The sequence below is a fragment of the Micromonospora sp. CNZ286 genome (assembly GCF_014207755.1).
This window is the reverse complement of sequence record NZ_JACHIZ010000001.1, coordinates 706,405-724,246: the sequence shown is the minus strand read 5'-3', so window position 1 is coordinate 724,246 and position 17,842 is coordinate 706,405. Positions and strand designations below refer to the sequence as shown.

The 17,842-nt window shown below is 72.7% G+C and carries 15 protein-coding genes; 6 read left to right on the top strand and 9 right to left on the bottom strand.

What is annotated here, in order from left to right; all coding sequences use genetic code 11:
• Window position 1 precedes the first annotated feature (1 nt).
• The gene (locus FHX31_RS03490; RefSeq protein ID WP_013288217.1) at window positions 2-412 is read right to left on the bottom strand and encodes an Asp23/Gls24 family envelope stress response protein; all 411 of its coding nucleotides are present in this window, start codon (window positions 410-412) and stop codon (window positions 2-4) included.
• A 91-nt stretch (window positions 413-503) separates the two neighbouring features.
• Complete coding sequence (locus FHX31_RS03485) at window positions 504-2,639, bottom strand: DUF3533 domain-containing protein (RefSeq protein WP_184975048.1); 2,136 nt, start codon at window positions 2,637-2,639, stop codon at window positions 504-506.
• A gap of 151 nt (window positions 2,640-2,790) precedes the next feature.
• Here FHX31_RS03485 and FHX31_RS03480 point away from each other — a divergent pair, with 151 nt between their 5' ends.
• Window positions 2,791-3,435 (top strand): TetR/AcrR family transcriptional regulator, encoded by a 645-nt coding sequence (locus tag FHX31_RS03480; protein WP_184975044.1) that lies wholly within the window; start codon window positions 2,791-2,793, stop codon window positions 3,433-3,435.
• Window positions 3,436-3,468: 33 nt separating this feature from the next.
• Here FHX31_RS03480 and meaB read toward each other — a convergent pair whose 3' ends face one another.
• Window positions 3,469-4,470, bottom strand: a complete 1,002-nt coding sequence (gene meaB, locus FHX31_RS03475) for a methylmalonyl Co-A mutase-associated GTPase MeaB (protein ID WP_013288220.1) — start codon at window positions 4,468-4,470, stop codon at window positions 3,469-3,471.
• A 5-nt stretch (window positions 4,471-4,475) separates the two neighbouring features.
• Window positions 4,476-5,669 carry an acetyl-CoA C-acetyltransferase gene (locus FHX31_RS03470; protein WP_030271409.1) on the bottom strand — a complete coding sequence of 398 codons (1,194 nt, stop codon included), beginning with the start codon at window positions 5,667-5,669 and terminating at the stop codon, window positions 4,476-4,478.
• Window positions 5,670-5,731: 62 nt separating this feature from the next.
• On the opposite strand from FHX31_RS03470, the gene mce reads away from it, so the two are divergent.
• From mce to FHX31_RS03445, 5 genes are all read left to right on the top strand, one after another.
• Window positions 5,732-6,196: a methylmalonyl-CoA epimerase gene (gene mce, locus FHX31_RS03465; RefSeq protein ID WP_184975041.1), complete on the top strand. Its 465-nt coding sequence runs from the start codon at window positions 5,732-5,734 to the stop codon at window positions 6,194-6,196.
• A 299-nt stretch (window positions 6,197-6,495) separates the two neighbouring features.
• A complete protein-coding gene (gene ccrA, locus FHX31_RS03460) occupies window positions 6,496-7,851 on the top strand; it encodes a crotonyl-CoA carboxylase/reductase (RefSeq protein ID WP_013475377.1) in 1,356 nt (451 codons plus the stop codon).
• Between the two features lie 263 nt (window positions 7,852-8,114).
• Complete coding sequence (locus FHX31_RS03455; RefSeq protein WP_013475376.1) at window positions 8,115-9,365, top strand: DivIVA domain-containing protein; 1,251 nt, start codon at window positions 8,115-8,117, stop codon at window positions 9,363-9,365.
• Window positions 9,366-9,537: 172 nt separating this feature from the next.
• Window positions 9,538-11,634 carry a hypothetical protein gene (locus FHX31_RS03450; protein WP_184975038.1) on the top strand — a complete coding sequence of 699 codons (2,097 nt, stop codon included), beginning with the start codon at window positions 9,538-9,540 and terminating at the stop codon, window positions 11,632-11,634.
• Between the two features lie 390 nt (window positions 11,635-12,024).
• Entirely contained in the window at window positions 12,025-13,122 is a 1,098-nt protein-coding gene (locus tag FHX31_RS03445) for an AI-2E family transporter (protein WP_174361816.1), read from the top strand.
• A 4-nt stretch (window positions 13,123-13,126) separates the two neighbouring features.
• Here FHX31_RS03445 and FHX31_RS03440 read toward each other — a convergent pair whose 3' ends face one another.
• The 5 genes from FHX31_RS03440 to FHX31_RS03420 all read right to left on the bottom strand — a co-directional run bounded on the left by FHX31_RS03440 (window position 13,127) and on the right by FHX31_RS03420 (window position 17,783).
• Window positions 13,127-13,936: an alpha/beta hydrolase gene (locus FHX31_RS03440; protein WP_013288227.1), complete on the bottom strand. Its 810-nt coding sequence runs from the start codon at window positions 13,934-13,936 to the stop codon at window positions 13,127-13,129.
• A 67-nt stretch (window positions 13,937-14,003) separates the two neighbouring features.
• The gene (locus tag FHX31_RS03435; protein WP_013288228.1) at window positions 14,004-14,336 is read right to left on the bottom strand and encodes a hypothetical protein; all 333 of its coding nucleotides are present in this window, start codon (window positions 14,334-14,336) and stop codon (window positions 14,004-14,006) included.
• 62 nt (window positions 14,337-14,398) lie between these two features.
• Entirely contained in the window at window positions 14,399-15,460 is a 1,062-nt protein-coding gene (locus FHX31_RS03430; protein ID WP_184975035.1) for a hypothetical protein, read from the bottom strand.
• Window positions 15,457-15,951, bottom strand: coding sequence for a SigE family RNA polymerase sigma factor (locus FHX31_RS03425; protein WP_013288230.1), 495 nt, complete (start codon window positions 15,949-15,951; stop codon window positions 15,457-15,459). Before FHX31_RS03425 ends, FHX31_RS03430 begins: the two co-directional genes overlap by 4 nt.
• Before the next feature lie 41 nt (window positions 15,952-15,992).
• Window positions 15,993-17,783 carry a 3-hydroxyacyl-CoA dehydrogenase family protein gene (locus FHX31_RS03420; protein ID WP_013475372.1) on the bottom strand — a complete coding sequence of 597 codons (1,791 nt, stop codon included), beginning with the start codon at window positions 17,781-17,783 and terminating at the stop codon, window positions 15,993-15,995.
• Window positions 17,784-17,842: the final 59 nt, after the last annotated feature.

The following is a 17,842-nucleotide window of genomic DNA, read 5'->3' as shown; positions in this document are numbered from 1 at the left end:
GTCAGGCGGCAGGAGGCGGCGAGCCCATCGCCACGTCGTCGACCTTGATGTTGATCTCGTCGACCCGCAGCCCGTACGCCTCGACGGCGGACGCGACAGCGGCCCGCACCTCGTCGGTGACCTGCGGAACCGGGTGACCGGCCGCGATCACGAGGACCAGGTTGATCACCGCCGCGCCGTTCGTGACGTGGGCCGAGCAGCCCCGGCGGGCGTCGCCGACCTGATCGAGCCCGACCCGGTCGAGCACCGCGTTGAAGAACCGGGCCACGTCACCGCCCAGCTCGGCCACCCCGGGCACCCCGCGGGTGGCGGCCACCGCGATCTTCTCCACCACCTCGTCGGAGACGTGCGTGGTCCCGCCCGCCACCGCGTCCGGCGTGATCGACAGTTCCTGGGTCGCCTCGTCAGCCATGCTCTCCCACCCGTCGCACCGCCCCGCGCCGACGGCGTGGGGCGGTGCGAGCGTACTAGGCGCGGGCGCTCCGCAGTGGACGGAGCCCGGTTCAGCGCGCCCCGGCCGGCGCCGGCTCGCCGACGATCCCGTCCAGCCCGCCGGAGGTGTCCGGCGCCGGGTGCGGCCCGGTTCCGCCGGCCGTCCGCTCCCGGCGCCGGAGCCACCAGTCGACGCCGAGGTTGAGCAGCAGGCCGACCGCTGCCCAGATCGCCACGACGGCGAGGTTCCGAGTGACGCCGACGCCGTCGAAGTAGGTGAGCGACCGGGCCGTGTCCACGGCGGCGGGCAGTGGCAGGACGCCCTGGAGCGTCCGGAAGAACTCCGGCACCATGTAGACCGACAGGCCGCCGCCGGAGGCCGGTACGCCGGCCATCATCAGCACCACCATCATCGGGACGATCGCGGCGAGGCCGAAGGTGCGGGTGAACACCCCGGTCACCGACGACACGGCGAAGATGGTGAGGGCCCCGAAACCGATCATCTCCAGGGCGCTCCCGCCGACCGCGCCGATGATCACGTCGAACAGCAGCCACAGCCAGGTGGCCATGCCGATCGCCCAGCCGCCGAGGATCGGCAGGAACTGGCGCAGCCGCCGCAGGTGCGGTGCCCCGCCCCGGAGCACGGCGAGCATCAGGAACCCGGACATGATCCAGGACATGCCGACGTACAGGCTGTTGCTGCCCATCGTGTCGGTCCCGCTGAGCGGCGCCACGTCGGTGACCGCCAGCGGCGTCTGCTGCCCGGCGGCGACCTGGCGGAACATGGTCTGCACCATCATGTGCTGGCTGGAACCGGCGGCCGACGACGAGTACAGGGTCGCCTCGCCGCCCGGTGTCGCGGGCAGCACGTACGCGGCGACCATGTCCTGGGCGAGGATGCGCTCCCTCGCCTCGTCCACCGACGCGGCCACGGAGACGTCGGCGACCCCGCCGAGACCGGCCCGCAGGCCGGCGGCGACCTGCTCCGCCTGCTCGGGGACGGCGGCGACCACGGCTACCGGGATGTCGTGCGGCTCGGGCTTGTGCATGGAGAAGCTCATCAGGCCCACCACGGCGACCAGGATGCTCAGCGGAAACGCCGCCACCGTCACGTACCGGAACCGCTTGGACCGCGGCGGGCCGCCGGCGAGTGCGGGCAGCGGCGTGTCCGGGCCGTCGACCTGCGGCGCCTGCGGGATCGGCGCCCCGCCGCGCTCCTTGAGCAGGCAGAGCAGCACGGCGGCGACGATCCAGGCGGCGAGCGTCAGCAGGTGGACGCCGATGCCCCGGCCGTCGAAGTAGAGCGCCGACCGCAGCGCCTCACCGGCCGCCGGCAGGGGCAGCACCCCGTGCAGGAACTGGAAGAAGCCGGGCATCGTGTCGACCGGCAGCGCCAGGTTCGACGCGGGCATGCCGAGCACGACGAAGAACAGCATCCCGAGCAGGACCGCCAGCGGCCCCATCACCTTGGTGAAGAGCAGCTGGGCGAGACCGACGGCACCGGTCGTGAGCATGCCGACGCCGAGGAACGTGAGGTAGTGGCCGTCGACCGCGCCCACACCGGGTCCGAGGATCAGCCAGATGATCGTGCTGGTCAGCGCCGACCAGCCGGCCGCCAGCGGAACGAACCGCCGCAGGCGCAGCAGGTGCGGGGTGGCCATCAGGAGCATGCTCAGCGGTACGTAGCCGGCGAGCATCATGCCCATCGCGGCGAACAGCACCGAGATGCCGGCCCGGTCGTCGTCGGGCAGCGGCGCGACGTCCTCGGTCGTGGACGCCCACTGCTGCTGCACGGCGACCGGGGCGAGGAGCTGTTGCGCGGTGCCGGCGCGGGAGGCGCCGGCCGCCGACGCGGTGATGATCGTCGCCTGGTCCGAACCCGCCGCCGGGAGCTGCAACGCGCCGCTGATCTCCCGGTCCCGCAGGAGTTCCACGGCGGCGTCCCGGGACGCGACCAGCCGGGCCTCGACCGGCTCGCCGGCTGTGGCGTTCAACGCGTCGACGACGCCCTGGGCCTCGGCGCCGCTGCCGATCACCGCCACCGGCATCTGGCGGGGGTGCGGCGAGTGCATCGTTCCCACGTAGGTCGCGAACATCATCGTGACCATGAGGAACGGCATGACGAAGAGGGCGACCGAGCGGATGATCCGCTCCTTGCGGTCGGCGGCGGTCGGCTCGGCGGGCGCTGGGTCGTTGGAGGGCGGCACAGGCAGGCTCCGGAGGGGTTCACGGCTGCGTCGGCAGCCAAACGTAAGTCAAGTGACTTACGAAGTGTAGGTGACGCGGTCGCCGGAGGACGAAACGACTAGGTTTGGCCTGCGCCACAGCTGGGCGCCGGTCCAGGGGAAGAGAGGGTTCATGGCACGGTCGGAGGCGGCCCGTACCGCGCTGCTCGACGCCGCCGAACGCCTGTTCGCCGAGACCGGGATCGCGCAGGTCTCCGACCGCAGGATCGCCGAGGTCGCGGGCAACACGAACCACTCCGCGGTGCGGTACTACTTCGGCGGCCGGGAGGGCCTGCTCCGGGCCCTGGTCGCCCGGCACATGGACGCCCTGGCCGAACCCCGCCGGGCCATGCCCGCGCAACCCGACTCGGTGCTCGGCGACGTCCGCAGCCTCGTACAGCCGTCCATGGCGGTGCTCGCCGGCCTGCCCCGGCCGAGCTGGCGGGCACGTTTCCTCGCCCAGGCCCTGCACGACCCGACGCTGCGGGTGCTGATGCGCGAGGCGTTCGAGTCGGCCTTCGTCGACCTGCCGGTCCGCGCCTCACTGGCGACCCGCCTGGCGCACCTCGATCCGGGGGTGGTGGCCGGCCGGGCAGCCCTGATCGCCCGCATCGTCATGACCGCCACCGCCGAGGTCGAGGCCCGCGCCGAACAGGACGGGCAGGACCCGCGCTGGCTGGACGTCGGGGACTTCCTCGCCGACGCCATCGCCGGCATGCTGACGGCCCCGGTCAGCCGGGCCGGAACCGCCAACCCGCTCACCGACGCGGAGATCTGAGAGGCCGGCCGGGGCGACCCGGCCGGCCGCGCCTCAGGAGCCGAGCTGGGAGAGCAGTTCCTCCGCCGCGGCGTACGGGTCGATGGCGCCCTCGGCCACCTTGGCCGCGAGCGTCGGGAGCTGCGTACCGTCGCGCAGTGAGCCGATCCGGGCGCGCAGCACGCCCAGCGCGATGGCCTCGATCTCGGCGGCGGCCCGCGCCTCCCGGCGGCGGCGCAGCTCGCCGTGGCGCTCCAGCCAGTCGCGGTGCTTGTCGATCGCGGCGGCGATGTCGTCGATGCCCTCGGCGCGGGCGGCGATCGAGCGCACCACCTGCGGCCGCCACTCCCCCGGCCCGCGCTCGCCGAGCGCGATCATGCCCTGGATGTCGCGGACGGTGGCGTCCGCGCCGTCCCGGTCGGCCTTGTTGACCACGAAGACGTCGGCGATCTCCAGGATGCCAGCCTTGACCGCCTGGATCGCGTCGCCCATGCCCGGCGCGAGCAGCACGAGCGTGGTGTCGGCCAGCGAGGCCACCTCCACCTCGGCCTGCCCGACGCCGACGGTCTCGACGAGCACCACGTCGCAGCCGGCACCCTCCAGCACCCGCACCGCCTGCGGCGTCGCCGCGGAGAGCCCGCCCAGGTGGCCCCGGCTGGACATCGAGCGGATGTAGACGCCCGGATCGGTCGCGTGGTCCTGCATCCGGACCCGGTCACCGAGGATCGCGCCGCCGGTGAACGGGCTGGACGGGTCGATGGCCAGCACGCCGACCCGGTGACCGCGCGCCCGCAGCGCCCGGACCAGCTCGTTCGTGGTCGTCGACTTGCCCACGCCGGGCGAGCCGGTCAGGCCGACCACCTGGGCGTGCCCGGCGTACGGCGCGAGCGCCGCCGCCACCTGCGGCAACACCTCGTCGCCGGACTCGACCAGGGTGATCAGGCGGGCCACCGCGCGGGGGTCACCCGCGCGGGCCCGTTCCACCAGCATGGGTACGTCCCGGCTGCGGCGCACCGGGCCGGTGGCCGCCGCCGGGGCGTTACTCGCGTCGTTCAAGACAATCAGCTCTCGGCGCCGTTCGGTACGTGGATGATCAGCGCGTCGCCCTGCCCGCCACCGCCGCAGAGCGCGGCCGCGCCGGTGCCGCCGCCGCGCCGCTTCAGCTCCATCGCGAGCGTGAGGACGAGGCGGGCGCCGGACATGCCGATCGGGTGGCCGAGCGCGATCGCGCCGCCGTTGACGTTGACCTTGTCGGGGCTGATGCCGAGGTCACGGGTGGACTGGATGCCCACCGCCGCGAACGCCTCGTTGATCTCGATGAGGTCGAGGTCCTCGATGCTCAGGCCGCCCTTCTTCAGGGCGTGGTTGATAGCGTTCGAGGGCTGCGAGTGCAGGGAGTTGTCCGGGCCGGCCACGTTGCCGTGGGCGCCGATCTCGGCCAGCCAGGTCAGGCCCAGCTCCTTGGCCTTGGCCTTGCTCATCACGACCACGGCGGCGGCACCGTCGGAGATCGGCGAGGAGCTGCCGGCGGTGATGGTGCCGTCCTTGGCGAAGGCGGGACGCAGCTTGCCGAGCGACTCGGCGGTGGTGTCCGGGCGGATGCCCTCGTCCTCGCTGATCACCAGCGGGTCACCCTTGCGCTGCGGGATGACCACCGGGGTGATCTCGTCGCCGAAGTGGCCATTCTTCTGCGCGGCGGCGGCGCGCTGGTGGCTGGCCGCGGAGAACGCGTCCTGCTCCTCGCGGGTGATGCCGTGCTTCGCGCCGTGACGCTCGGTGGACTCGCCCATCGAGCAGCAGTCCCAGGCGTCGGTGAGGCCGTCGAGGGCCATGTGGTCCTTGACGGTCACGTCGCCGTACTTGTAGCCGGAGCGCTGTCCGAGCAGCAGGTGCGGGGCGTTGGTCATCGACTCCATGCCGCCGGCCACCACGACGTCGAACTCACCGGCCCGGATGAGCTGGTCGGCGAGCGCGATCGCGTCCAGCCCGGAGAGGCAGACCTTGTTGATGGTCAGCGCCGGGGTGGACATCGGGATGCCGGCCTCGACGGCCGCCTGCCGGGCCGGGATCTGCCCGGCGCCGGCCTGGAGCACCTGGCCCATGATCACGTACTGGACCTGCTCGGGCGCGACGCCGGCGCGCTCCAGGGCCGCCTTGATCGCGATGCCACCGAGCCTGGTCGCGGGGAGGTCCTTGAGGTTGCCCAGCAGGCGCCCCATGGGGGTCCGCGCGCCGCTGACGATCACCGAAGCCATTGCCTGCCTCCGAGGGGGTGCCGACCTGTACGCCTTAACGATTGTTCGGTCAGACTAGCGTCATGGCTGAGAACTCCCCCGTCGAGCCCGCTGCCGAGTTTGTCACAGACATCGGCCTGCGCCGCATCGACCACGTCGGGATCGCCGTCGGCGACCTGGACGCCGCGATCGACTTCTACCAGCGCACGTTCGGGATGCGCTGCGTGCACACCGAGACCAACGCCGAGCAGGGCGTACGCGAGGCGATGCTCGCGGTCGGCCCGGACTCCTCCGGCGGCATGGTGCAACTGCTCGCCCCGCTCTCGCCGGACACCACGATCGGCAAGTTCCTGGACAAGCGTGGTCCCGGCATCCAGCAGGTCGCGTACACGGTGGCGGACATCGACGTGGCCTGCGCGGCGCTGCGCGAGCGCGGCGTACGGCTGCTCTACGACGCGCCCCGGCGCGGCACCTCGGACTCCCGGGTCAACTTCGTGCACCCCAAGGACGCCGGCGGTGTGCTGATCGAGCTGGTCCAGCCCGCCTGAGGCGTAAGGAAGGGCCCCTTCTTAACAGACGTCTGTTAAGAAGGGGCCCTTCCTAACACGTGGGAACACGCGCGGCAGTGCGCGCTTGCACGTTCCCACGGACACCTCCACGCATCGGTGGATGCAGTTTTTCACAGAGGGGTTCCCGCTTTAGCTACCGTTCAGTAACGTCCGCCCGAACAGCAGCGGCGACCGGTGCCGGAAGTGTCGATGCCGACATGGCGGTCCCGTCGCACCGGCGCCGACGATGGCAGCACCCCTGCCCGCGTCGTGCGGGTGTGGACTAACGGGAGGTCACCGTGCAGGACATCCTCGAAGCGATCATGGCGGCGGAGGGTTCGTCGCAGCCGGAGCGGGAGCTCGCCGGCCTCGCCGGACTGCCCGTGCCGGAGAGCTACCGGGGCGTGGTGGTGCGTGCCGAGGACACCCGCATGTTCGAGGGCATGGCCACCCGCGACAAGGACCCGCGCAAGGCGCTGCACGTGCAGGAGGTGCCCACCCCCGAGCTGGGCCCGGGTGAGGCGCTCGTCGCGGTGATGGCCAGCGCGATCAACTACAACACGGTGTGGACGAGCATCTTCGAGCCGCTGCCCACGTTCAAGTTCCTCCAGCGCTACGGCCGGCTCTCCGAGCTGACCCGCCGCCACGACCTGCCGTACCACGTGGTCGGCTCGGACGCCGCGGGCGTGGTGCTGCGTACCGGGCCGGGCGTGACCAAGTGGAAGGCCGGCGACGAGGTCGTCGCGCACTGCCTGTCGGTCGAGCTGGAGGACTCCGCCGGTCACGACGACACGATGCTCGACCCGCAGCAGCGGATCTGGGGCTTCGAGACCAACTTCGGCGGCCTGGCCGAGCTGGCGATCGTCAAGGCCAACCAGCTGATGCCGAAGCCGCGCCACCTGAGCTGGGAGGAGGCGGCCAGCCCGGGGCTGGTCAACTCCACCGCGTACCGGCAGCTCGTCTCGCACCACGGCGCGAACATGAAGCAGGGCGACGTGGTGCTGATCTGGGGCGCCTCCGGCGGCCTCGGCGGGTACGCCACCCAGATGGCCCTCAACGGCGGCGCGATCCCGGTCTGCGTGGTCTCCTCCCCGGAGAAGGCCGAGCTGTGCCGGAAGATGGGCGCCGAGCTGGTCATCGACCGTACCGCCGAGGGATTCAAGTTCTGGTCCGACGAGCAGACCCAGGACCAGGACGAGTGGCGGCGCTTCGGTGAGCGCATCCGCGAGCTGACCGGCGGCGAGGACCCGGACATCGTCTTCGAGCACCCGGGCCGGGAGACGTTCGGCGCCAGCGTCTACGTCGCCAAGAAGGGCGGCACGATCGTCACCTGCGCCTCCACCAGCGGCTTCAACCACCAGTACGACAACCGCTACCTGTGGATGCACCTCAAGCGGATCGTCGGCAGCCACTTCGCCAACTACCACGAGGCGTGGCAGGCCAACCGGCTGGTCGCGCTCGGCAAGGTGCACCCGACCGTGTCGAAGACGTACGCGCTGGAGCAGACCGGCCAGGCCGCGTACGAGGTGCACCGCAACGCGCACCAGGGCAAGGTCGGCGTGCGGTGCCTCGCCCCCACCGACGGGCTCGGCGTCCGCGACATCGAGATGCGTTCGCGCCACGAAAGCGCCATCAACCGGTTCCGCGGTCACTGACCGTACGGTCGCCCCGGATTGCCTTTCCGGCCGACCCGGTCACCATTCGACTGACGTACGCAACAAAGGGCCGCGGGTTCCGACCCGCGGCCCTTTCGCGCCACCTTCCCCGGTGACGTCCCACTCGACCGACCCGCGCGGGAGCTGCCAAGATCGCCGATTGGTCCGGTCCGCACGGCCGACGGAGTTGACCATGTAAACCGGACGCGAAAGCTGCCGACCACTCTTGCGAACCACCCTGGGGGGTCTGCGAGTATGTCCCAATGCCCCAGCAGCAGTCCTCCCCTCTTGCGTTCTTCGATAACGCGAACTCACAGCCCGATTTCACCGTTGGCCTGCGTGGTTACAACACCAACCAGGTCGACGACTTCATCGGCCGCCTCAGCGCCGCCCTGAGCCAGTCCGAGCAGGCCCGCGCCGAGGCCGAGCAGCGGATGAACGACGCTCAGCGCCGGCTGCGGCAGGCCGAGCAGCGCCAGAGCGCGCTGGAGCAGAAGCTCACCGAGACCAACAAGCAGCTCGAGGAGAACAGCCGGCCGACGCTCTCCGGCCTGGGCACTCGCGTCGAGCAGATCCTGCGGCTGGCCGAGGAGCAGGCCAACGACCACCGCAACGAGGCCAAGCGCGAGTCGGAGGGCATCCTCTCCGCCGCCCGCCTCGAGGCGCGTGAGATCACCGACAAGGCGCGCGCCGAGGCCGCCGCCATGAAGGCGACCGCCGAGCGTGAGGCCGGCAGCGTCCGCACCGCCGCCGAGCGCGAGGCCGCCGAGGTCCGGGTGCAGGCCCGCCGTGAGGCCGACACGCTGCGCGCCGACGCCGACCGCGAGACCAAGCAGCTGCGTACGGTCACCGCGCACGAGGTGGCCGAGCTGAAGTCGACTGTCGAGCGCGAGGTCGCCACGCTGCGCGCCACCGCCGAGCGGGAGATCACCCAGCAGCGGGCCAAGGCCGCCCGGGAGGCCGAGGAGAAGCGCGCCGAGGCGACCAAGCTGCTCACCGACGCGCGCGACAAGCGCGACAAGGACCTCCAGGCCCTGGAGCTCCAGCTCGCCGAGCGGCGGGAGAAGGCCGAGCGCGAGGAGTCGGAGCGGCACGCCGCCCAGGTCGCGCAGACCCAGAAGCTGGTGAACGAGGCCGAGCAGCGCGCCCGCGCCGCGCAGGAGCGCGCCAAGGAGATCGAGCAGCGGGCCGAGGCCCGGCGGGTCGAGTCCGAGCGCACCGCCAACGAGACCGTTGACAAGGCCAAGGCGCTGGCCGACAAGACGCTCAACGAGGCGCGCGCCGAGGCGCAGCGGGTGCTCAACGAGGCCCGCACCGAGGCCGAGCTGACCACGCAGGCGGCCCGCCGCGAGGTCGAGGACCTGACCCGCCAGAAGGACGCGGTCACCTCGCAGCTCGGCCAGATGCTGTCCGGCCTGGCCGGCATCGTGCCGGGCGTGCCGGCCGGCGGCAAGGCCGAGACGCCGAAGGCGGACGCCTCCGGGCAGAAGGTGACGGCCGAGTCGGCCGGCTGATCGGAACACCCGCTGTCGGGGGCATGAGCCACGGCGCGGGGTGACACCGGGTGACCGGTGTCGCCCCGCGCCGTCATGCTTGTGCGGCCCGTTTCGCCAGGAGGGTGAAGTAGCTCCCAGAAGGGGCGTCCGTATCGCCCCAGCAGAGCCGGATGCGTGTGAGGATGGGGGCATGTCGCACGGCGAGGAACTGTTCGCGCTCGGCGGGGACGTGACGACGGAGCCCAGCTTCGAGTCCGCCCTGCGGGGATACGAGAAACGACAGGTCGACCGCTACGTCGCTCGCGCGGAGCACGAGATCGCGGCGTTGACCACCGAGCGGGAACAGGCGTACACCCAGATCCACAAGCTGGCCGGTCAGGTCGAGGTGCTCCAGCGCGACCTGGCCCAGGTGCGCAAGCAGGCGGCGGTCGTTGACCGGGCGTCGTTCCGGCACCTGGGTCCGCGCGTCGAGCAGATCCTCACCATGGCCGAGGAGCAGGCCGACGAGATCCTGGCCGCCGCGAACGAGGAGATCGAGGCCCGTCGCGCCGCCGCCGAGCACATCGTCGAGGAGGCCCGGGAGCAGGCCGCCCAGGCGCTCAAGGACTTCGAGATCGCGCTGGCGGCCCGCCGGACCGAGGAGGAGCGGCACACCGCCGCCCGCAAGGCCGAGGCCGAAGCCACGCTGAAGGCCGCCAAGGACGAGTCGGCGAAGCTGCGCAAGGACGCGCAGGACGAGTCGACGAGGCTGCGGACGGCGGCCCAGGACGAGGCCGAGAAGCTGCGCCGGACCGCCCAGGACGCGCTGGCGAAGGCCCAGCAGGAGGCCACCCAGCTCCGCGACACCGCCAAGGAGATCCACTCCCGGGCACAGCAGGAGGCCGCGCGGCTGCGCGAGGCGGCCAAGGAGGCGCTGGCCAAGGCCCAGCAGGAGGCGAGCCAGCTCCGCGAGGCGGCCAAGGAGGTGCACGCCAAGGGCCAGCAGGAGGCCAAGCGGCTCACCGACGCCGCCGCCGAGGCCGGCCGGGCCACGCACGCCAAGGCGCTGGCCGAGGCCAAGAAGATCGTGGACGACGCGGAGGAGGCCGCCAAGGCCACCCGCGGCCGGGCCCGCAGCGAGGCCAACCGGCTCACCATCGAGGCCGCCGACGCCGGCAAGCGCAACCGCGCCGAGGTCGAGGCGTACGTGCAGCGCATGCGCACCGAGACCGAGGCGTACGTGCAGCAGGCCCGCGCGCAGACCCAGCAGGAGCTGGGCGCGTGGCGGGCCGGGGTGGAGAAGGAGGTCACGGAGCGGCGGGACGGCGCGGAGAAGGAGCTGGCCCAGCGCCGGGCCGCCGCCGAGCAGGAGTTCGCCAAGCGCCGCGACGAGCTGGACAAGCAGCACGCCAAGCGGCAGGAGGAGTTGGAGCAGGCGTACACCACGCGGCGCGACGAGATCGAGCGCACCGCCGCCGACGTCCGGCAGGCCGCCGAGGCCGACGCGCTGAGCATGCGGCAGCAGGCCGAGCTGGAGGCCGCCGAGCTGCTGCGCCGCGCCGAGGCGGACGCCGGCGCGCAGCGCCGCAAGGCCGACGAGCACGTCGCGGCCTCGCGACGCCAGTTCGAGGAGTACGCGGCCACGACCCAGCAGCACCTCGCCACCACGCAGCAGCACCTGGCCGCCACCCAGCAGGAGGTGGCCGCCGGCCGGCAGCAGCTCGCCGGCGTGATGCTGGAGATCGCCAAGGCTCAGCAGGAGCTGGCCGACCTGCGTACCGAGACGTGGAAGTCGCGGCAGGAGTCCGACGACCTGCAACGCCGCCTCACCGACCTGCGGCGCGACGCCGACTCGGCCGGGATCGCGGCCACCCCGGTCGACCCGGACGATCTCGCCGCCGCCTCCACCGGCCGGTCCACCGGCGACGGCACGCCGGCGGGCGAGGGCACGCCGGTCACCAGCGGCGCGGAGAGCCCCGGCGACACCCCGGCCGGCGGCGGTGCGCCGGTGGCCGCGAAGGGCACCGCCACCGCGGTCCCCAACGGCGCCGGGCCGGCCAAGGGTGACGGCGAGCCCGCCGACGCGGGCAAGGCGAAGCCGGTCGGCGAACCGGTGACCACGATGGACTCCCCTGGCGGAGCAGGCGTCGACGGCGAGCCCACTGTGGCTGCCGTGCCGGGTGAGGGCGGCCGGGGCGCCACCCCCACGAAGATCACCAGCACCGGTGAGAACGGCAAGCGCCCGACAAAGCCGACCACCGACGAGCGCAGCGCCAAGCCCAGCACGGTGACGGTCGACAAGGACTGATCCACCCCGAACTGGCGGGCCCAGCGCCACGTCGGCGAAGTGGCGGCATCCCACCCACCCGGACCACACCACCTCCCCGAACTGGCGGGCGACCCGGCGGGACGGCCCGCCGGGACGGCCCGGCGGGTGGCGGTGGTGGGATGGTCGGGGCGGACGGCGGCGACTACCCTGCGGGCATAGGGCCGCGCGTCGGCCGGGGACGGCACCGGCGGCGAGCCGGGCAGCGGGGAGGCACGGGTGTCACAGGAGGGTTCCGCCGCCCGGGACGACGAGGCCGCGGACGTGAACACCTCCGGCTCCCCCACCGGCGACGCGAGGCCCGCAAGCGGCACCACGGGCACCGCGAGTGAGACCACGCGCACCGCGGAGCACGCGCGGACCGGCACCGGCATGAGCGGCGAGCGGCCCGTCGACGTCGAGCCGGGTGAGTTCGAGCCGAGCGGGCGCTTCGGCGTACCGGGGCGGCCGCTGCGGCGCAGCGCCTTCCTGGTCGGGTTCACCGGCGCGCTCGGCGTGCTGCTGGCGTACGCGTTGTTCCTGGGCATCCGCAACGCCGCCGGCATCCTGGTGCTCGTGGTGATCGCGCTGTTCCTCGCGGTCGGCCTGCACCCGGCGGTGGTCCGGCTGCGCAAGTGGGGCCTGCCGCGCGGGCTGGCGGTGGCGGTGGTGACGCTCACCGTGGTGCTGCTGATCGTCGCCGGCCTGCTGGCGCTGGTGCCGCCGGTGGTGACCCAGTCCGGCCAGTTCCTCCAGCAGCTACCCGGCTACGTCGAGGAGCTGCGCCGCAATCCCACTGTCAACGACCTGGTGATCCGGTACGACGTGATGGAGCGGGTCCAGGCGGCGGCGAACGCGGACACGATCGGGCGGGCGCTCGGCGGCGTGCTCGGCGGGGCACAACTGATCTTCGGGACGATCTTCCGCCTGCTCACGGTGCTGGTGCTGACGATCTACTTCCTGGCGTACTTCGACAAGCTGCGCGAACTCGGGTACGCGATGGTGCCGCGCTCGCGCCGGCAGCGGGTCCGGCTGATCGGCGACGAGATCCTCACCCGGGTCGGCGCGTACATGGTCGGCGCGCTCGCCATCGCGGTGCTGGCCGGGGTGACGACGTTCGTGTTCGCGCTGGCGGTCGGCCTGCCGTACCCGTTCGCCCTCGCCGTGGTGGTCGCGGTGACCGATCTGATCCCGCAGATCGGCGCGACGCTCGGCGCGGTGGTGGTGACGCTCGTCGGGCTCGCCACGGACCTGCCGGTGGGCATCGCCTGCCTGGTGTTCTTCGTGCTCTACCAGCAGGTGGAGAACTACCTGATCTACCCGAAGATCATGCGCCGGGCGGTGTCGGTCAACGAGGTGGCGGCGTTGCTCGCCGCGCTGCTCGGGGTGGCGCTGCTGGGCGTGGTGGGCGCGCTCATCGCGATCCCCACCGTGGCCGCGTTGCAGCTGATCCTGCGCGAGGTGGTGCTACCCCGCCAGGACGCCCGCTGAGCGGTTACTCGGCGCGCCGCTGGGCCGGGCCGGGAACCGGGGTGTCCGCGAACGCGGCGACTGTGCGGTCGGCGTACGCGCTGACGTCGCCGGTCTCCATCGGGCCGTCCCAGGTGGTCGGCAGCGGCAGCGGTACGCCGGGGGCGACCCGCCGGACGATCTCGTCCAGCACCTTCTCCGCGTCGCCGACCCAGAGGTGCTTGGCGCCGTCCACGCCCACCACCTCGGCCTGCGGCACGGCGGTGAACCGCTCCCGGGCCTCCTCCGGGCGCAGGTAGTCGTCGAACTCGGGGACCAGCGCGGTGAGCGGCTTACCCGTCTCGGCCCAGACCCCCAGGTCCTCCGGCGCGGAGTAGCGCAGCGGCGGGGAGAGCAGGATCGCGCCGGCCACCGCCGGGTCGCAGCCGTACTTCAGCGCCAGGTCGGTGCCGAACGACCACCCGACCAGCCAGATGTTCGGCAGCTCGTGGAACTCGGCGTACTCGATCGCGGCGGCCACGTCGAACTTCTCGCCGACCGCGCCGTCGAACGTTCCCTCGCTGGTGCCGCGGACGCTGCTGGTCCCCCGGGTGTTGAACCGGAGCACTGCGAGGCCGGCCAGCGCGGGCAGCCGCCAGGCCGCCTTGCGGAACACGTGGCTGTCCATCATCCCGCCGTGGGTGGGCAGCGGGTGCAGGCAGACGAGCGTGGCGGCCGGTTCGCGGTCCAGCGGCCGGGCCAGCTCGCCGACGAGCGTCAGCCCGTCGGCGGTGTGCAGCTCGATGTCCTCCCGGCGACCGGGCAGGATCGACGACGCGCGAATCGGAGTGCTCACGCCTGCCAGTCTCCCGCGTCGGCGGCCCCGCCGCCCAGCGGGACGGGAACCGGGTGATCCAGATCGCTCAGCCGTAGCGCGGGGCGCCCCGGCCGCGCTGGAGGTTCGGCCCGCGCCGGTCCCGGGCCCGCCAGCAGCCGGAGTGCCAGTGCCGGCGGTCGGTCAGGTCACCCCGGTCGTCGGCCGGCCAGGCCACCAGATGTGCCACGCCGGGACGGATCTCCTGGTCACAGCCGGGACAGCGGTACGTCTTGACTGATGCCCCGCCGCTGATCGCGCGTACCTGCCAGTCGCCGTCGCGCCACTGCTGCACGGTCGGCACGCCGTGGCGGGCACGCTCGGCGTCCAGGCCGGGGTTCTCCTCCCGGCGAGGGCGGTTGCGACGAGGGCTCACGGTCACCAAGCGTACGGTCCGCCGGCCGGACCGGCCCGGGTCGGGCGGTCCGGCCGACGGGCGGCCGCTCAGTCCCAGGTCTCCGGACGGGTCGGGTCCGGCGCCACCTGCACGCCACCCAGCACGAGCGCCGCGTCGAGTTTGTCGAACCCCTGCTCCGGCCAGCCGTAATCGGCGAGCAGGCGCGACTTCGGCACGCCCAGCAGCTCGACCCGGCCCTGTTCCGGGTAGAGGTGGGCGGGCCGCCCGGCGATCGTCATGTTGCCGTCCACCGTGCGGGGCGAGATCTCGGCCGCGTACTGGTAGGAGACGCTCATCGTCCGGGTGGAGGTGCCGACGATGCCGAACCGGGCGGTCACCAGCCGCGGGAAGCCGGTCACGTCGACCCGGCAGCCGGCAACCCGGGCGCCGTCCGGCACGGTCGTGAGGCGGACGGGCGCACCGCAGCGGCGCGCCTCGGTCAGCCGCAACGCCTCCACCGCGACGGTCAGCGCCGTGTCCTGCGGCGCCCACACGCTGGCCCGCGCGTACAGGCCGGGGGCCGGCTTCCACTGCCGGACCTGGATCGGCAGCCCGTCGACGGTCGTGCTGCTGGTCCGGCCGTCGAACGCCGCTTCCTCGGCGAACATACTGATCTTGAAGGGCACCCCCTCGGCGCCGGACTCCCGTAGCGTCCGCGACGAGCGCGCCAGCTCGACGGTGACCTTTCGCCCGCCGCCGACGTCCAGCTGGGCGCTCTCCAGGCCCTGCGCCACCTCCCAGCGCAGGTAGCGGATTTTGGTGGTGTCGACGCCGAAGTGCAGCACTCCGGCATCGGTGCCGACGACCTCCGGCGCGGCCGCCGCTCCCGGCGCGGCCGGCATCAGCGGTGGCGCCGCCTCGGCCGGGATGGCCGGGATGGCCGGGCCGGCCGGGCCGGTGAACGGCCGGTCCAGGCCCGGCAGGGCCGGGACGACGGCGAGGCCGCCGAGCAGCGCGACCAGGGCGAGACCGCCACCGAGCACGGCCCGGCGACGGCGTAGCCGACGACGGCCACCCGTCACGGCCCCGGCGGTCAGCCGGTCGATGTCCACGTCTCCTTCGGCCTGCTCCCGCAGCACCGAGGCGATCCGCTGGTCGAGGTCGGTCACGGCCGGCTCCCCTTGGTCATCGGGACGCCGCAGCGCTCCCGGAGGTGGGCGAGCGCCCGCATCGCGTGGGTGCGGACGGTGACCGGGGAGCAGTCGAGGATCTGGGCGATCGTGGCGTCGTCGAGATCCTCGTAGTAGCGCAGCACCAGCACGGCGCGCTGGCGGTCCGGGAGGGCGCGGATCAGCCCCCACATCTCGTCCCGGTCCGCCGCCTCGCCACCGAGGTCCCCGCGCTGGGGCCGGTCGGCGAACGTGTCCACCGCCAGCTCGCGGTTGGACCGCCGCCGCCACCAGGACGTGTTCGCGTTGACGAGCATCCGGCGCACGTACACGTCGGGCCGGTCGGCCCGGGCGATCCTCCGCCAGTGCACGTACGCGCGGGCCAGCACGTCCTGCGTCAGGTCCTCGGCCCGGTGTGTGTCGCCGGTGAGCAGCCGGGCCAGGCGCAACAGCGCCGGGCCGCGGCTGCCGACGTACTCCTCGAATGTCACACCAGGAAGACGCCGTCACCGCCGCCGGGCGTTGACCGGGATCAGCGCCGGGTGTGGTCGCGGAAGCCCCGGCCGGACTTGCGGCCCAGGTAGCCGGCCGTGACCAGGTGCTCCAGCAGCGGGGCCGGGGCGAAGCCGGGCTCGCGCAGCTCCAGGTACAGCTCCCGCTGGATGGCCAGCGAGACGTCCAGGCCGACCACGTCGAGCAGCTCGAACGGACCCATCGGGTAGCCGCAGCCCAGCTTCATCGCGTAGTCGATGTCGTCGGCGGTCGAGTAGCTGGCCTCCAGCATCTTCACCGCGTCGTTCAGGTACGGGAACAGCAGCGCGTTGACGATGAAGCCGGACCGGTCGCCGCAGACCACGCCGGTCTTGCCGAGCTTCGCGCAGACCGCGCGGGCGGTGGCCGACGTCTCGGCGGAGGTGCGGATGGTCTGCACGATCTCCACCAGCGGCATGATCGGCGCCGGGTTGAAGAAGTGCAGGCCGACCACGTCGGCCGGGCGCTGGGTCGCCATCGCCACGTCGATCACCGGCAGCGACGAGGTGGTGGTGGCGAGCACGACGCCCGGCTTGCAGATCTCGTCGAGGCTGGCGAACAGCGCCTTCTTGACGCTCAGCTCCTCGATCACGGCCTCGACCACCAGGTCGACGTCGGCCAGGTGCTCCAGCGTCGCGGACCAGGTGATCCGGCCCAGCGCGTCGTCCCGGTCGGTCTCGCTGAGCTTGCCCCGCACCACGCCCTTGTTCAGCGAGGTCTTGACCGCCTCGCAGACCTTCGCGGACTTCTCCGCGCCCCGGGTCACCGAGATGACCTCGTACCCGGCCTTGGCGAACACCTCGATGATGCCGGTGGCCATGGTGCCGGAGCCGACCACGCCGACCTTCGCGATGGCGCGGGCGCCGTCGGCGAGCGCGGCGTCCGCGGCGAGCGGCGTGTACTCGTCGGGTACGACCTTCGGCGAGCCGGGCCGCTCGTAGGTGTAGAAGCCGCGGCCGGACTTGCGGCCCAGCAGCCCGGCGGTGACCATCTGCTTGAGCAGCGGGGCGGGGGCGTGCCGCCGGTCCCGGCCGCCGCGCCGGTACATGGTGTCGAGGATCTCGTACGCGGTGTCCAGGCCGATCAGGTCCATCAGCGCCAGCGGGCCCATCGGCAGGCCGCAGCCGAGCTTCATGGCGGCGTCGATGTCCTCGCGGGTGGCGTAGCGGGCCTCGAACATGCCGACCGCGTGGTTCAGGTAGCCGAACAGCAGCGCGTTGGCGATGAAGCCGGCCCGGTCGCTGATCGTCACGTCGACCTTGCCGAGCCGCTCGCAGAGCGCCTCCACGTCGGCGACCACGTCGGCGGAGGTGACCACCGTGCGGACCACCTCGACCAGCTTCATCACCGGGGCCGGGTTGAAGAAGTGGATACCGATGACCTGGTTGGGCCGGGTGGTGGCGACGGAGATCTCGGTGACGCTCAGCGAGGACGTGTTGGTGGCCAGGATCGCCTCGGGCTTGCAGACCCGGTCCAGCTCGGCGAAGATCCGCTGCTTGAGGTCCAGGTGCTCGGGCACCGCCTCGATCACCAGGTCCACGTCGTGCAGCGCGTCCAGCCCGACCCGGAAGTCGACCCGCGCGAGCAGGGCGTCCCGCTCGGCCTCGGCGAGCTTGCCCTTGGCGACCGCCCGGTCGGTGGAGCCGGTGAGCGTGGCCCGGCCGCGTTCCAGCGCCGCGTCGGAGATCTCGACGGCTGTGACGTCGACGCCGTTGCGGGCGAACACCTCCACGATGCCGGCACCCATGGTGCCCAGACCCACCACGCCCACCCTGGTGAACTCCCGCGCCACGACCGGCCTCCCCTGGCTCGACTCCGCCGTCCGCGACATGAACGGCCGCTAAGGTTATG

Coding starts and splice junctions, on each gene's coding strand:
- FHX31_RS03455 (WP_013475376.1), top strand. CDS start 8,115: ATGCCCCAGCAGCAGTCCTCCCCTCTTGCGTTCTTCGATAACGCGAAC.
- FHX31_RS03490 (WP_013288217.1), bottom strand. CDS start 412: ATGGCTGACGAGGCGACCCAGGAACTGTCGATCACGCCGGACGCGGTG.
- FHX31_RS03480 (WP_184975044.1), top strand. CDS start 2,791: ATGGCACGGTCGGAGGCGGCCCGTACCGCGCTGCTCGACGCCGCCGAA.
- FHX31_RS03450 (WP_184975038.1), top strand. CDS start 9,538: ATGTCGCACGGCGAGGAACTGTTCGCGCTCGGCGGGGACGTGACGACG.
- FHX31_RS03470 (WP_030271409.1), bottom strand. CDS start 5,669: ATGGCTTCGGTGATCGTCAGCGGCGCGCGGACCCCCATGGGGCGCCTG.
- mce (WP_184975041.1), top strand. CDS start 5,732: ATGGCTGAGAACTCCCCCGTCGAGCCCGCTGCCGAGTTTGTCACAGAC.
- FHX31_RS03445 (WP_174361816.1), top strand. CDS start 12,025: ATGAGCGGCGAGCGGCCCGTCGACGTCGAGCCGGGTGAGTTCGAGCCG.